At 44.6% G+C, this 16,391-nt stretch carries 11 protein-coding genes; 4 read left to right on the plus strand and 7 right to left on the minus strand.

Features of this window, described 5'->3' with window-relative positions; all coding sequences use genetic code 11:
* Window positions 1-4: 4 nt before the first annotated feature.
* The 3 genes from MHH49_RS08125 to MHH49_RS08135 all read right to left on the minus strand — a co-directional run bounded on the left by MHH49_RS08125 (window position 5) and on the right by MHH49_RS08135 (window position 3,717).
* Window positions 5-1,249 carry an L-lactate MFS transporter gene (locus MHH49_RS08125; protein ID WP_036687460.1) on the minus strand — a complete coding sequence of 415 codons (1,245 nt, stop codon included), beginning with the start codon at window positions 1,247-1,249 and terminating at the stop codon, window positions 5-7.
* Between the two features lie 138 nt (window positions 1,250-1,387).
* Window positions 1,388-2,116 (minus strand): LytR/AlgR family response regulator transcription factor, encoded by a 729-nt coding sequence (locus MHH49_RS08130; protein WP_036687441.1) that lies wholly within the window; start codon window positions 2,114-2,116, stop codon window positions 1,388-1,390.
* A complete protein-coding gene (locus tag MHH49_RS08135; RefSeq protein WP_280513476.1) occupies window positions 2,113-3,717 on the minus strand; it encodes a sensor histidine kinase in 1,605 nt (534 codons plus the stop codon). The genes MHH49_RS08130 and MHH49_RS08135 overlap by 4 nt, the downstream gene beginning before the upstream one ends.
* 260 nt (window positions 3,718-3,977) lie before the next feature.
* Here MHH49_RS08135 and MHH49_RS08140 point away from each other — a divergent pair, with 260 nt between their 5' ends.
* Window positions 3,978-4,493, plus strand: coding sequence for a nucleotidyltransferase family protein (locus tag MHH49_RS08140; RefSeq protein ID WP_051491511.1), 516 nt, complete (start codon window positions 3,978-3,980; stop codon window positions 4,491-4,493).
* A 75-nt stretch (window positions 4,494-4,568) separates the two neighbouring features.
* On the opposite strand, the gene MHH49_RS08145 is transcribed toward MHH49_RS08140, so the two are convergent.
* Entirely contained in the window at window positions 4,569-6,083 is a 1,515-nt protein-coding gene (locus tag MHH49_RS08145) for a methyl-accepting chemotaxis protein (RefSeq protein ID WP_051491509.1), read from the minus strand.
* A gap of 234 nt (window positions 6,084-6,317) precedes the next feature.
* Between MHH49_RS08145 and MHH49_RS08150 the strand changes: the two genes are divergently transcribed.
* Window positions 6,318-7,412, plus strand: a complete 1,095-nt coding sequence (locus tag MHH49_RS08150; RefSeq protein ID WP_076101191.1) for a GGDEF domain-containing protein — start codon at window positions 6,318-6,320, stop codon at window positions 7,410-7,412.
* Between the two features lie 118 nt (window positions 7,413-7,530).
* On the opposite strand, the gene MHH49_RS08155 is transcribed toward MHH49_RS08150, so the two are convergent.
* The gene (locus tag MHH49_RS08155) at window positions 7,531-10,653 is read right to left on the minus strand and encodes an EAL domain-containing protein (RefSeq protein ID WP_076101189.1); all 3,123 of its coding nucleotides are present in this window, start codon (window positions 10,651-10,653) and stop codon (window positions 7,531-7,533) included.
* A 305-nt stretch (window positions 10,654-10,958) separates the two neighbouring features.
* Here MHH49_RS08155 and MHH49_RS08160 point away from each other — a divergent pair, with 305 nt between their 5' ends.
* Together MHH49_RS08160 and MHH49_RS08165 are read left to right on the plus strand one after the other, a co-directional pair.
* Window positions 10,959-11,102, plus strand: coding sequence for a hypothetical protein (locus MHH49_RS08160; protein WP_167348483.1), 144 nt, complete (start codon window positions 10,959-10,961; stop codon window positions 11,100-11,102).
* 174 nt (window positions 11,103-11,276) lie between these two features.
* Window positions 11,277-13,559, plus strand: coding sequence for a TPM domain-containing protein (locus MHH49_RS08165; protein ID WP_076101188.1), 2,283 nt, complete (start codon window positions 11,277-11,279; stop codon window positions 13,557-13,559).
* Between the two features lie 91 nt (window positions 13,560-13,650).
* Here the strand turns inward: MHH49_RS08165 and MHH49_RS08170 are convergent, their stop codons facing one another.
* A complete protein-coding gene (locus tag MHH49_RS08170; protein WP_341138083.1) occupies window positions 13,651-15,267 on the minus strand; it encodes an ATP-binding protein in 1,617 nt (538 codons plus the stop codon).
* Window positions 15,268-15,459: 192 nt separating this feature from the next.
* A complete protein-coding gene (locus MHH49_RS08175; protein ID WP_036687433.1) occupies window positions 15,460-16,248 on the minus strand; it encodes a formate/nitrite transporter family protein in 789 nt (262 codons plus the stop codon).
* Window positions 16,249-16,391 lie beyond the last annotated feature (143 nt).

The following is a 16,391-nucleotide window of genomic DNA, read 5'->3' on the forward strand; positions in this document are numbered from 1 at the left end:
CACCTTAAGCTGTACGTTCCGTTGCTTTGAGACGCAGCGCTTTTTTCTCTTTCGACTTCGCCACTGGCGGTTTCAGAGAAATCGCGATGATGCAGGCCAGCAGGCACAAGAGGCCAAAGATAACAAAGGTTGGTTTGAACCCGCCTAGGAAGACGGCGATAAACGAACCGGAAAGGGCACCAATACCAAAACCTTGGTAGACGATTCCGTAGTTCTTACTGTGATTTTTCAGTCCGAAGAAGTCGCTGACAATGGCCGGGAACACCGTGATATTCCCGCCAAAGCAGAACGCAATGGCTGCTACACAAGTGAAGAAAAGTCCGAAATTCAGGGTCGCGTAGCTGAGGGTCAGCATAGCCGCCGCAGTTACAGCAAGTGATGCGCCTACCAGCTTCAAGCGACTCATTTTGTCAGATAAAGCACCCAGAATTAAACGTCCCGCTGTATTAAAGATCGCAATCATAGCCACCGCACTAGCTGCAGTCTGTACATCAAGTCCAGCCAGCTGCACGCCGATATCTTTTACAATACCGATCAAATACAGACCACACATACAGGCGGTGAAAAAGATGATAAATAGCAGATACGCTTCTTTTGTCCGCAGCATTTCTTTGACCGTATAGTCTTTCGGTGAGCTCATTACTGCAGCTGTCGTTGAACCCGCTGGTGCTGGGGCCGCTTGAACCGGAGCTTCTCTTACGAGCAAGGAACCGATTACAATCATGCCCATAACAATCAAACCCCAATACATAAATGTATTAGACACACCCACTGAGTCAATCAACCCGCCGTTAATATATTTAAAGATCAAACTCCCTGTTCCATAAGCACCAACGGATACGCCGGAGATTAAACCTTTATTATTCGGAAACCATTTAATTAAATTAGATAATGAAGTGATATAAGCTGTCCCATCCGCAAAACCAACGATCACCCCAACCAATAAATAGAACATGAAGAGTGAATTGGCCTGCGAGCTAAGGATCAATCCTAGTCCGAGCACAATCCCAGCAGTAGCAGTCAAACGGCGAAGCCCGAAACGATCCTGCAGCTTCCCTGCGAACAAGGTCGCGAAAGCGAGTGCAAAGCTCGTTATAGAAAAAGTAATCGAAACGGAGTTAAGCTCCCAGCCAAATTTTGTTACCAGATGCGCATTAAATAAACTCCATGTATAGATGGTACCTAGACCCATTTGCATAATTACTGTACCTAATACGATTAGCCACCGTTTGGTGCTTTTGCTGTCCATTGTCGTAGTCATGGTCTTTTCCTTCTTTCTCTCTCGTTGTCTGCTACAAGAGCTTCTATCGCCTCTTTATTGTAGCTAAACCAGCCGATGTTGAGAGAAATCCGGCATGAGATGACGGAAATGAAGAATGAATTGCATTTATAAGCGCATAATCTGCCTGAATTCTTTTACCTTACTACGACTTACCGGCACTTCAAAATCTAAATCATGCAGGCGCAGCAAATACGTATTGTTGAACCACGGGATGATTTCCTTGATCTTGGACAGGTTAACAATATAGGAACGATGGCAGCGAAAAAAACGATCCTGCGGCAGCCGCTGAAAGAAATCGCTAATACTAAGTGCCATGCTGTATTCCTCACCTTTAGTCATCACACTTGTACTTTTTTCCTGCGCGGAGGCGTAATAAATATCGTCGGCATTCACTACGATAATCTTTTCATTTTTCCACAGATTGACCTTGTCACTGACCGGATTACGCTCCTCTTCCCCCTGTCGTCCACGGTTGGCAAACGCATTTTCCAGCTTGTGCAGCATGGCTTTAATGCGAACCTCGCTATACGGCTTAAGAATATAGTCAAAAGCTTCAATCTCAAACGCCTCAGCGGCATGCTCCTTATACGCAGTGATGAACACTATGTAGGGTTTTACCGAGAATCTACTGATATTCTGTGCCAACAGCACCCCATCGATAGAGGGAATATTAATATCCAGAAAAATCACATCTACCGTATCACTCTGCAAAAATTTAAGTGCGTCCAGCCCATCTTCAAACTGTGCCGTTATATCGATCCCGCTGTGCGTCTCTATTAAATAAGCCAGCTCCTGTCTTGCCAGCTCTTCATCCTCTACGATGATCGCTCTCATTGGTCCTCCTTTTTAACATCAAAAAAGATGTTCGTCCCTTTATCCAATCTCTGAATGGTAAGTCCAGTCCCATAGATCAGCTTTACCCGTTGGTGTACATTAAACAGCCCGATTTTATTCTCCGGCATATCGCCAGTATAGACTTTCTCTATCGTTTCCTCGCTGATGCCAGCTCCGGTATCGCGAATGCCCACCCGTACGGTATCCCCGTGGTCTTTTACAGAAATCGTTACTGTTCCTGTCCCTCTTACCTTCAGTATGCCATGTATAATCGCATTTTCTACAAGCGGCTGAATGATCAGACTCGGAATCCGAACCTGAACCTCATCAATATCATAAAGCACGTTAAGCCGGCTTCCAAAACGCGCCTTTTCGATCTCTACGTATTGCTGGACCTGCTGTAGCTCTCGTTTGATATCAATGAATTCATCGGTAAGCTCCAGATTGTATCTCATATAACCGGACAGATTCACAATCAGCTCACGCGCCTTATCCGGATTAATTCGAATCGAGGACGCAATCGCATTCAGTGCATTGAATAAAAAATGCGGGTTAATGCTGGTCTGCAGTGCCTTCAGCTCCGCTTTGTTCGCCATTTCCTTAATGCCTTCCACCCGCGACACTTCCATCAAGGTAGAGATCATTTGCGACAGACCCACGGCCATAGCTTGAAGTGAGTAGGTAATCTTGTGGGCTTTGGTGTAATAGATTTTGAGCGCTCCCGTCACCTCACCCTTTTCCTTTAAAGGAATAATGATCAGCGACTTGATCTGCGGATTCACGTAATCACTATCATCATTACGGATGGTAATTTCACCACTGGACAACGTTACTTTAGTTTCCTCACTGATAATATCGTTAGTTGTCTCATAATCCTCCTCACCCACACCAACATAGGCACGAATAAACCGAGTATCAGTAATCGCTACAGCGTCTGCACCGATATCCTCTTTGATGATCTGGCAGATGGTGTGCAGCGACTCCTGGTTAATATTGCGAAAATACGGCAAGGTCTTATTGGCAATATCAAGCGCCAGCTTGGACTGCTTAGCCGCAATCCGTTCCTTCTCACCTTCCACGCTCTGCACTAACACGACAATCAGGCCGACACTAATCTGGCTCATAATCATCGGAAAAGCGATCTTGGACACGATATCCACACCCAGCGACATCGGCTGAGCCATCGCTAGAATGAGCAGCATCGTCAGTGCCTCACAGGCCATTCCCGCCAAAATGCCTGCTATCCAGCGACGCTCACCAGAGGTGCGGCGATAGATTATCCCAGACACTATGCCCGCGGTGATACTCGTAATCAGACAAGGAAGAGAGGTTACCCCTCCGATATCAATCAGAAAACGGTGAACCCCTGAGATGATGCCTGTTATAAGTCCAACCCATGGCCCGAACAAAATCCCGCCAGATACGATGGCGATAATTCGTACATTCACAAGCGAACCTTCCACATTAATTCCGCTATAAGTGCCAAAAATGGCAAATAAGCTGAAGATCATCGTTGCAATAGCAAGCTCTTGCGGAGCGTAACTCCCTTTTTGAAAAACCTCTTTAAACCGCGGCAGACGAGTCAATACAAATAGACACATCAGCAATAACGCAGCTCTTTCCAACAATTGCAGTAATATAGTAAACGTATATTGCACGGTCACCGCCTCCAAAGGTCTCGATGTCGATTCATTATAAAGATAGTTCATGCCTCTGTCCATTCAGCCTGTCCCTTTATACCTCTATTGAAACTCTTGTTGTATGATATTAACAGATTGGAAGCATGAATATCGGAGGTGACAGTTTGCACAAAATAGAACACGAGGCAGATATCATTCAGCTTGTACATAATGATCCCTGGATGATGGATATTTTAGAAAATGCCAGATCGCTACAGTTACCTGACTGGTGGGTTTGTGCGGGGTTTGTACGTTCAAAAATCTGGGATACCTTACATGGATTTGAAGAACGGACCCCTTTGCCAGATATTGATGTTATTTATTATGACGGCAGCAATCTTCATGAGGAAGTGGAAAAGCAATGGGAGGCAAAACTAAGAGATTTAAATCCCCATGTGCCATGGTCCGTTAAGAATGAAGCAAGAATGCATACCATTAACAACCTTGCACCCTATACGTCATCTGTAGATGCCATCTCCAAGTTTCCGGAAACAGCTACAGCGCTTGGGCTTTCCTTAGATGAATACGGTAAGGTTATCCTAACCGCTCCGCATGGGATTGCGGATGTTATTAATGTAGTGTTGCGGGCTACCCCTCATTTCAACAATAATCCAAGCTTACTCCCTATTTATGAAAAACGAATTGCACAAAAAAACTGGCAGGCAACGTGGAAGCAATTGCAGGTCAGCGCTACCTAAAGCTAAGTTGTGTTAGCATCGGAATAAAAAAAACAGCAAGCCTCTGCTACAGAAGGGCTTGCTGCTGTTGCTTTATTACACCGCTAAATCAATACCCACCACGCCTACTACATCTCCCTGACGATTCCGGATTGCTCTAGATAATGTAATACAAGAACGTTTCGTAATCGCAGATACGTAAGGTTTAGAGACATATTCACCTTCATTCATGGCCCCATTCCACCAATCACGCCGCTTAGCATTCAACAAGCCAGCCGCTGGCTCGGAGTAGATAAAGGTTCCATCCGTCCGATTAGACCAAATGGCTTGTACATCTGGAATTTTCTTAATGTAAGCGTTCAAAACACCTTGATGAACTTCAGTATCTGGAGCGTAAAGTTCTTCCTTGGCGGAAATCGTCTCCAAGAGACTCTGCATTTCCTGAAGCCGGGCTGCATATTGGCTCATCTCAATTTCCGCTCTGCCCGCAATGCTAGTAACCGATTGCTGCAAGGATTGCGACTCCGCTAACAGATTGGCGCTGACTTCGTTCAGCTGCCCAATTTGATCCCGCTGCCGTGTCACCTGCTCCAGCGTAAGGTCTACATTGGCAATCGTCTCATTCACGATCGCCACCGCACCGCTCAGCTCCGTTGTCACTTCTACAATCAGCTTGCCCTGCTTCGCGGCAGCATCGATTGTTTCCGTCACGGCGCTGCCTACTTCATCTACTCTCGACGCGATATCATCGAGTCGAAGCTTCACCGTGCCGACCTCGTTCACCCCACGCTCCACTGAGACTTGCTCTTTCGTAACGGATTCCAGCACCTGCTGTACTCCATTATTAATGTCAAGCAAGATGCCTGAGGAGCGGTCTACCGAGCTCTTGCTTTGATCAGCCAGCTGCCGAATCCGGCTGGCCACTACTGCAAATCCGCGGCCCTGTTCACCGGCCCGGGCCGCTTCAATAGAAGCATTCAGCGCGAGCAATGAGGTCTCATTCACAATGGAGTTAATCAATGTATTGATCTCCTCTACCATCGCAATATGATTACTCAGGGTAGTAAACTTAGCTAACATGTCCCCACTCTGTGTTTGCAGATCCTTCATCACCCCATCTGCAATGCTCAGGGAATCTACCATTGCTGTCATTCCTTGCCGGGCATATTGCATATTCGAGCCTAGTTTTTCCGTCAATTCTTCGATATGTGCTGTAACTGAAGCTACACCGCCCATCGTCTGATAGGCCCCTTCAATATTGGCTTTAGCTTCGTTGCTGCGAATCCTTAAATCCGTTTCATACGCGTGTGAATAATCCGCTGTCTGCTGCAGCTGCTCTGTATGGCGGCTGATTTCTTCAAGTGCACCATGCAGCCGATCCGAGGTAACTACAATCTCATTGCCAAGAAGCTCCACTTTGTTCTGTGACTCCTTCAGCAGCGCTTCTTTGCGATAACCGTAGCGGGATGTATTCAGCGAGAACCATCCTAGAGAACCCATAAACAGAATAATCACCAGCTTATGAATCCAGAGCATGTCAATCAATAAGCTGTACACACTGACAAGAAGCAACAGGACGACTACGAAAATCTGGTTTGGACGGATCTGCATCTTCACTTCCACTCCACTCGATTGATGTTATGTATTCTAACATTATATCAGCAGAGTTAATTAAAGGAAATACTTTCTATAGTATTCCTTTTCGTTCAATCATTCCCCGGGCCAGGCAATCCCCCCTTATAAAGATGCTTGTTGAACTCCCGCTTCCAAGAAAGCCATCAAGAGGAAACCTGAGCTTATTGTCGAATATATAAGCATATTGCCACTGGAAAAGAGGATCACATTATGCGCGCCACACCTCAAACTCCTCGTCAGACCTATTGGAATCGTGTGCTTCTCAATTCATTCTGGATCATCCTGATTGTGTATTTAAGTATTCAGTTCATTGTTTCTCTATCCTTATGGAGCCAGCGTCCGGAAACCCCAACCAGGAACGATTATATTGAGCACTCGTTGATTTCTGATTCCATCATAGTGAGTTTGATCATTATTCTAGAAGTAATCTACAGATGGAAGCCCCTATGGGCCCAACTCGCCATTACGGTTGCAAGCCATCTATTTGCGGTTTTGATTATCGTCAATCTCAGCGATGAGTTGCATGTTAAATCATTAATTATGCTGTTCCCGCTACTAGTCTCGATGATCTATCTGAAGAGCAGTTATATGATAGCCACTTCTGCTATTTCTCTACTGTACACGATCATTTTATTCACCAGGACACCCATTCACCAGTACTTACCGATCACCCAAACTATCATTATCGCTCTTATTTTTGCAGGCACTGCTTTGGCAGGTTTTGCAGTAATCGTTCGTGGACGTGATTTGATGCAATCCCTGCAGAACTCCGTTAAGTCAGAACAGGAATTACGCATTCAGAATATAATTATGGATCGTCTATCTAAGATAGACCCCCTGACTGATCTGTATAATCACAAGACTTTTCACGAATATTTAGGTTGGCTAATTGAGCACCAGCAGAGTAATCCATTCTCCATGCAGCTTGCCGTTATGGATATCGATAATTTCAAAAAAGTAAATGATTGCTATGGACACTCCGTTGGAGATATCGTATTACAAAAAGTCGCAGCGATTCTGCTCGAGTATATCGGTCCTGCTGATTTCGCCGCGCGGTACGGTGGCGAGGAATTCATTGTCATTTTGACTACCAAAACCTTTGAGCGATCCTATGAAATCATGCAACAAATTCTAGCCAAAGTAGCCGATACCCCTTTTGCCGAAATGGAAGGTAAAAGCATAACCGTCAGTATCGGGATGCATGATTACACAGGCGCAGACTCCAAAAATTCCACTTTTCAGCAGGCTGATGATGCACTTTACGAAGCTAAAAACACCGGGAAGAATAAAATTGTCATCAGCTAGTGACAAGCTCCACAGACACTGTTTATCTGTCGGAGCTTGTTTTTTTGCAAAGACTTAATCTCAGAAGCATTACACACCAAAAACCCCCACCTTGTAGATGAGGGCTGTGTATCAACCGCTATATTCCGTAACGCTTCTGCGGTTCCAAAAGCTCTACCACTTCCTGCTTCGGAACAGGTCTGCTAACCAGATATCCCTGTACCTTATCGCAGCCCGATTTTCTGAGGAAATCCAGCTGGCTGATCTCTTCCACTCCCTCCGCAACGACCTCCAGCCCCATATTGTGGCCCAGCTGTATAATGGTCTGCACAAAAGACTGGCTGTAAGCTTTTTCCGAAAGCGAATCGATAAAGGTCTTATCCATTTTAAGCGTAGAAATCGGCAATTGCTGCAAATAACTAAGAGATGAGTATCCCGTTCCGAAATCATCCAGCGCAATACGAATGCCTTGGGATTTGAGGAATTGAAGCTTATTCACGATACTCTCAAACGATTCCATAAAAATAGACTCGGTAATTTCCAGTTCAAGACAACTAGGCTTGAGCCCACTTTCAGTCAGACTTTCCTGCACCATCTCGACGAAATCATCCTGCAATAGTTGAATAATGGAAATGTTAACTGATATCTTGTAAGGAATGCCCATACGATCTTGAATGCCCTTCATAAAGATGCACGATTCCCTAAGCACCCATTCTCCAATATAAATAATCAGCCTGGAATCCTCGGCGATTTTGATAAAGGAAAGTGGAGATACAAAGCCCAGCGTTGGACTATTCCAGCGAATTAAAGCCTCAAAACCAGAAATTAATCCAGACTGGATATCCACCTGCGGTTGATAATATAACTCAAACTCATTATTATTCATGGCACTGCGCAAATGCTTCTCTATATTCATTCGTTCATTAAACGCAGTATGCATGGATTTGTCATATACCACATAAGTCCCTTTGCCATCCTCTTTCGCCCGGTACATAGCGACGTCCGCATTTTTCAAGATTTGCTCGGTGGTCTCCCCATCTTCCGGATAAAAGGAAATTCCGATGCTTACGGAAACGTACAAATAACTCTCTCCGATTAAAAAGGACTGCCTGAATGCTCTCATGATCCGCTCCGCCAGGTCTAGCACATCCTCGTGGTCTTCTATATCCTTAATAAAAATCACGAATTCATCCCCACCGAGCCGAGAGAGCATATCCCCTTCACGCACCAACGACTGCAGCCTTTTGCTAGCCTTCTGAATGAGAACATCACCGGATTTATGCCCTAAGGTATCATTGATGTATTTAAAATTATCGGTATCTACGAACAACAGCGCCGCCTTGCCTCCTGAACATTGCAGATATTTCTCCATAGATTCCAGTAGACATACACGGTTGGGTAAATTACTAAGCTCATCCACATAAGCCAGACGATGCATGTGTTTTTGATTCTCCACTAGCATATCGTATTGCTCTACAAGCTCCTGCTGTGTGGCTGTAAGCTGTTCATAGGTTGCCTCAAGCTCCTGATAACTGTTGCTCAGCTTTAGCTCTACCTGCTTCCGCTTACTAATATCAATCAGTGAACCGATAAATAACACAACTTCATCCTTTGGATCAACGATAGCTTTACCACTTACCTCAAACCAGACGAATTGATTATCTTTGGTCCGCATGCGGTATTCCGTCTCGTAGATAGGTGTTAAACCTGCCAGATGATCATGTCTTGCCTTTTGGGATGATGGCTGGTCATCGGGATGAATAATACTAAGCACCCCATTTTCGAATGAATTAATTTCATCCTCCGTATAGCCCATGAGCTTGTACCAGCGATCCGATAGATTATACAGTCCTGTCTCCCAATCAAGCTCCCACATGTAAGCACCAGAACCCTCTGTCGCGAGACTGAACCGTCGTTCACCTACCTGCAGCTTAGCAAATTGCTCCTGTAGCTCGACCTCTGTCGCTGACAGCTCTTCGTAAGTAGCTTCCAGTTCCTCATAACTTTGCTGAAGCCTTAGCTCATTTTGTTTGCGCTCATCGATATCCACTCCTACAAGCACAAAAATATCAGCTGCCTGCTTATCCAATCCTTTTAACAAGGTGGTCCGAAATGAAAAATACCGCGCTGCTGGCGAATTGTCCGGAAGTTTATGCTCAATATTATCAACATAGTCAAGCTGAACTGCCCTTTCCAGCAGATTCCGAATAGCCGCCGTACTGCCTGCCAGACCCTCGATATCCTCAATGTTTTTGCCCACTACTTCATTCTCGCATAGGCCCGTCATTCGCTCAGCGTAATTGTTAAACCGAACTACCTTTTTATCCGCCTGCACAGCCCAAACCACCATACCGCTATGCTCTATTACATCCTCAAAAAATTGCTGTTCCGAATAAACCGCACGCCGTAAGTGATTAATATACATTTTTAGCAAAACCGCACTAATGATTAGAAGACCAAGCAGAATAATGGCTCCCACAATAAATCTATTGCGCATCATAACTTTATAATAATCTGAATGAACGAAGAAATAGTGCTGATACAGCTCTTCAAAAGCACCGGAACGATGCAGGCGATCCAATCTCTCGTTAACATAAGTTACTAGCTCCGGAGCGGATTTACTTATTGCAAAAGCAACATCCCTAGGGTAGAGATTGCTCATTTTTTTGATAATACTCCCCTTCAATTTCTGTTCAGCAATCAGATAATCGATCACTTCCTGATTCTCAAATAGAAGGTCGATTTCCCCTTTTTCAAGAGCCTTTAAAGCTTCAGGAGTCGTTGCATACTCTATGTAATTTGTAATCCCCACCTTGCTATTCAGCACGGTTGCAGAATACTGTCCATTCCCTAACCCAATCTTATAACTTCCCAACGTCTTTAAATCGATCTCATCCTCAAGCTCTCGCCTTGCATAGATGGAAATATAGTTTTTAATAACCGGATCTGAAAATAACACCTCTTGGTTACGCGACTCCGTAATTGCCATAAGACCTGCTATCTCAATATCTCCTTGAATCAGCCGACTGTAAACTTCATCCCATTGCCCAGTACTGTAGTGAATAAGATAATCCTGCTTCTCAAAAATCATCGTGCTCAAATTAATATCAAACCCGGTCAAATACCCATTTTCTACATATTTATACGGTGGATATTCCAGTTCTACTTGGTACCTTATATCCTCTCTTTCGGCGTGAGCGGCTGTAGGAGGTACGAGCAAAAGCAGAAAAATAATCAGAAGCAACATTGTGCACCGCTTCATTGCCCAATTCCCCTTTTTGCAAAAATTTAGAATTTAAAGCATTATTCTAAAAAGTATTCGACAAAATATGGTAAGATTCCTGCTAATTCTTTCCTAAAACCACACATTATACGCAAATCCCCATCTTTCGATGGACTCTTTTATTTGTAAATGATAAAAGTTACGAAGTCTTGATTTTTATATTGCTTTTTACATAGAAAATGTGGATAATAGCAATAACGACAAACGATGATAATGATTATCATTATTATAAGCGTTAATAATTTCAATTTACTATATTTAAGTTAAAAGGAGACTGATCACCCATGAACGTTACCTCTACCCGAACAACATTACAGGTTGACGATTATCTGGATCTGCTCAATCTTGCCGTTAAAGTTGGAGATTTGAAATGGCAAAAAGAAATTAAATCCAGACTGCAATACATTCTCTGTCTGCCGACAAGATAATGCTTCTGAATATACGCCGTGTTCCCTTATTGGGAGCATGGCTTTTTTTGTTGGTATGCCGACATAGCTATATAATAATAGGAGTATCTCCAGGTCACCTGATGGTTAATGATATAGTATAATTATCAGCATAATATATAGAATAAAAAGCCCTTCAGATCGGAGCGTGTCAGCTTGAAAAAGTATATAGCTTTATTCTTAATGCTCAGCCTGTTATGGATACCCGGTGCATATGCCGCTGGAATTCCTGCACAGCAGGGATTCGTTACCGATAACGCTGAAATGTTCAGTTCCGCAGAAGCCGCGTCTATTTCTGCTACCGCTACTGGAGAACTCCTGACCATCCACGTACTCACTGTAGATTCCACAGACGGTACTCCAGCTGATAAGTATGCAGACAAGGTTTACGACTCGTGGAAACTGTCCACGCGGGATCTTCTACTGCTGATCTCCGCTGGTGACCAGTCCATTGAGCTAAATTTCTTAAATCCAGACTTTCAAAGCTCGTTAAATACTTGGTCTAAGAATCAGGGAGGGTCCTCGGGAAGTTCAGCCATCCAAAAACTGCTCGACACTTATTTCATTCCTTATGCCAAAAAAGGGGACTTCGCTGGCGGGACAAAGACTTTGATTAATGCCATCCATTCTATTGGAGATCGTGCCGGCAATACTGGAGGAACCGCAGGAAGCGGGAGCGCAGTCGGCGCCGGGAATGGTGTAAACCGCTCCAGCAGCTCCATGTTTATGATTGCAGCGATTCTTATCGGAGCCCTTCTAATCCTCCTTGTACTCTTTGTAGTGGTTACGGGCCTGCGTCGTCGCAAGCAGCTTAGCGAGCAACAGAAACAGTTATCTAATTTAATGGTCCAGGCAAATCGGGCACTGGAATCGCTAAATCCTTTTCAAGGGATCGTTCAAGGCAAGACGGGAGAGCTAGTCGAGGGTATTTCTAAGCGGCTGTCTGCCAAGCTCGTTGAAATCTCTGCACTACAAAGCGAAGGTCAAGGCGTTCAGCCGGCATTTTATCGCTTGGCTGCCCTCAAGACAGCTGTGAAACAATTACAGCTGACCGAAGCTTCCTTCCGCGCAGCGCTTGAAGAGGAAGAGAAACACATTGCTGTCATCAGCGAAGCTGACCGCAATGTCAAACAGCGTATTACAGAGCTGAAAGAGGATACGCCGGAGCTTGAAGAGCAACTGCAAGGTGCAGTTAAAGAAACCGGATATGAACTTCAAGAAATTGTAGAAGAACTTAAGGAGCTTGCGGAGGAGACAGCTAAGGCAGACCAATTAGAGCTTTTTGATCCCATTGCTGCACAAGAGGTTACCGAGGATGCACAGGAACGTCAGGAAAAGATCGAACAGGATCTGAAGGATGTTGATCTCTATGATGATAAGCTAAACAAATTCCCTACGGTATTAGCTGCGGCACGTGCCAAAATCACCGGGATCATTGAACAGAATTCACTGCACAATATGAAGGTTAAGCCATATGATCACCTGGAGCAGGCCCGCGCAGAATCGTTGACTCTTGAAGCGCCACTGCGTATAGGAGATATGGATGAGGTGCGCAGAATCGGCGCCAGTCTAGACCTTCTTCTGGATGAAGCTATTGCTATGACAGAGCAACAAGCACTGCTGCGGCAGAATAACCGTAGAGATCTAGAGACATTCCGCACCACATGGAGCCATTTGAAACAGCGGCGAGACGAGCTGCAGGCACGAATTACAGAAGCACGTGTACATTTCGAAGAACAGCATGTAGCTACTATAGAGAATATTCTGACGGAGTGGAGCACACGTCTTCGGGAAGGCGCAGGTGAAGTGGCGCAAATTGAGAACTGGACCAGTGATGAACGGGGCGAATATGACAAGGCCCACGATGCGCTGGAGCGCTTGCTGTCATTGCAGGATGAAGCTGGCCGGCAATATGACGGTGTCTCTGAAAGTCTAAATGTATTAAATGAAAGACTTGATAAAGTACAACGTCTCTTCTCCGAAGGACAAAGCCGGGTAGAGACGACCCAGCGAATGCTGCACAGCAGAGGCTTGTCTTCCAGAATCCGCTTTGAGTTGTCCTTATTGCCGGAATATAGCCAGTTGGAGCAACGGCTGTCATCCCGGCCTTACAACCTAGAGGAACTGGAATCGATTGGCCGCGCTTATGACGCTCACATCACTTCCTTTGTGAATGAAGCGAACCGAATCATTCGCCAAAAGGAAGAGGAAGAACGGCTGGCCCAGCTAGCCATGATGAGAGAGCAACAGCGGCGTGCACAAGCCCGTAAACGAATGTCCTCTGGTCCTCCTTCTTCAGGCGGATTCGGTGGGGGACGTTCCTCCGGCGGCTCTTCCTGGGGCGGAGGCGGCAGTGGCGGCAAATCCTCCGGCGGTTCTTCTTGGGGCGGTGGCGGCGGCAAATCCGGTGGAAATTCATCGGGTGGCTCAAAGTGGTGATTCCTCACACTTAGATGCAAATGGATATACAAAAAGACTCTTTCGCCTATACCGGGCGGAAGAGTCTTTTTAATTATGAATTATTGCTGTTTCATTTGTGGTATGAATGTGCCATTGGAAGATAAATTGTAACGGCTGTGCCCACTCCCTTTTCACTAGCTATTGCCACATATCCTCTGTGGGCAGTCACGATTTTTTTGACAATCATGAAGCCAAGTCCATTCCCATCGCCTCTGGTCGTGTGAAAGGGCTCCCCTAATTTCTCCAGAACTTCCTTGTTCATACCCTCTCCATTATCGGTAAAGGTAATCACCTGGAATTCATCCTTCACATCAAGAGTTACTGTAATGCTCCCGCCAAAAGGCAAAGCTTCCATTGAATTTCTTAGGATATTCAGGAAAATCTGCTTAATCTGATTGCGGTCACATTCGATCTCAGCATCATAATGGATCTTTGTATTCAACGCTATATTATTCATCTCCACCTGAATCGCGAAGATATTCAATACTTCCAGAAGGATCGTACTACATTGTTCAGTCATATAATGCGCAGCCTGCGGCTTACCCAGAATAAGAAACTCGCTCACAATGAGATTCATTCTTTCCACTTCTGACATAATGAGATCATAATGCAGCAGACGTGAATCTTTATTAGCCAGTTGAAGCATCCCTTTCACCGTAGTCAGGGGATTGCGGATCTCATGTGCAATGCTCATGGCCAGTTGTCCTGCGACCACTAGCTTTTCTGTATTGCGCAGCACTTCTTCCGTTCTTTTCATCTCCGTGATGTTGCGCAAACTTCCAATCACACGCGCTAAGTAACCATTCGCATCGTAAACGGGTAGTACATCTAACATATAATGCTCGAACAACCCGTTTTTCTCCTGAATCACTTCTAACCCGGCACATGCGACATGATGTATGATGACATGTTGAAAGTATGCGCCCACATTCCTAATTTCAAAGACACTAGTTCCAACAACAGACTCTTGATGCTCACCACCCAAATGAAGCATGGCTAAACCGTTCTCATTTATATTCACGACTGTTCCGAATTGATCTGTTATGATTACCCCTAAGTAATTGGTCTCTAGCAAAATCCGATTTAATAATTGCAGCTGAGAATTTCCTCTCCGCAACAAAATCTCACGTTCAATCGAGTCAGCCATCGTACAGAGCAGAGGCAGCAAATGGGGATGGGCTACATCTATATCTGCCATAAATGAAATTGTGCCTAAGATTTCCTGCCCATTTTCTTTATAAAATGGAGTCGTACAGCATACTAAATGATGCAAAATATGATGGAAATGGTCTCGTCCTGTCAGCTGGAATGGCCTCTGATATTCAAGGGCTAAAGCGATTGAATTGGTACCCACCTCTTTGTTCATCTGCACGCCTTCTTTGATGCCTACCTGTCCTACGAGATCAATAATCGTCGCATCTCCCTGGAACGCCAATAGATAACCTGCATCATCCGAAATCGTAATTAGGATCGGGTTCCCCTTTACTGAGGACAGAAATTTTTTGACAAAAAATTCGATAACCTCAATCACTTCACTATATACGCTAAGCTGCGCTCCCAATTCATCAGCAGAATATCCCTTTGCAAAGACAGGCGGTTGCTCAGGATCAATTCCTTGGTCTATACAATGCTGATTGGAAGCCTTAATAATGGTCTCATCCGTCAGTATCCCTGTTGTCTCATCCAAAGCCCTTACCCCATTCTGTATGAATCTTCAATTTTGCATTGCATAATTATGTATTCTACCTCTCTCCCTCTAATCCTTTTCAATCCTTAAAAATCAAATAATCCCAATGTTAAAAAATAACTTTCTGCACAAAAAAACTCCACCCCTGTAAAAGAGCGAAGTTTTGGAGGATTATTATTTTCTGTTTTTCTGTTAATGCTTAGTGTCATCCAAAAAAGGTTTATTCACATAATAATACATTACCCCCATCAGTACGCCACCGCCAATTAAATTGCCGATCGTAACGGGGACAAGGTTATGGAACACTCCATACCACGATACCGTTCCGGGATGATCAAGTACAAGCGCAATCGCAAAGGTACACATATTGGCAATACTATGCTCATAGCCGGAGATGAAAAAACAGAATACGAATAAGACCATTGCGAACATTTTGGCCCCATCGCCTTTCATATTCATGGGTATAAAAAAAGCCATACAAACGAGCCAGTTACAAAGAATGGCCCGAAAGAAAAGCTGACCTGCCGGGGCTTCCATCTTATGCTCCACTACATATAACAAAAATCCGTTTACATCTGAGCTATAGAACAGTCCTGTCAAAAAAATCAGCAAGGCAAAAACGGCAGCTCCAAGAATATTACCGATATAACTCATGATCCACATGCGGATAACCTCAGACCATTTCATTTTCCGTCTTAGTGCCGTGTATGTGTAATAAAAAGTATCTCCGGTGAATAAATCCCCACCACCAAAAGAAATTAGAATAATAGCCGCTCCGAAAGTTATCGCAGCCATTGGATATGCAAAGGGGGATTGCTCCATAAAGAAATAGTTGCCTGTCTTAAAGGCTACAATTACACCGAATCCGATAAACATACTGGCCAGCATGGCTCTGGCAATATAGCGCATTACGCTTTGCCGGAATATCTTCTGTTTCTTAAGTGCTAAATGTTCAACCTGAAGCAGCGCCTCGTTCTCCATGTGACCTCCTTAGGGATTTTGGTATTTCCAGCTGATTATGTGCTAATCGTACAGCCTTGCGTTATTATACCCAATAACCCGCTGGAAATTACTTGAACCAATTCACGCCAAAAAATCCCTGAATACTTACGGGGAAGCGAAGC

This window comes from Paenibacillus sp. FSL F4-0122 (assembly GCF_038002845.1).
Taxonomy (GTDB): Bacteria; Bacillota; Bacilli; order Paenibacillales; family Paenibacillaceae; genus Paenibacillus_AQ; species Paenibacillus_AQ odorifer.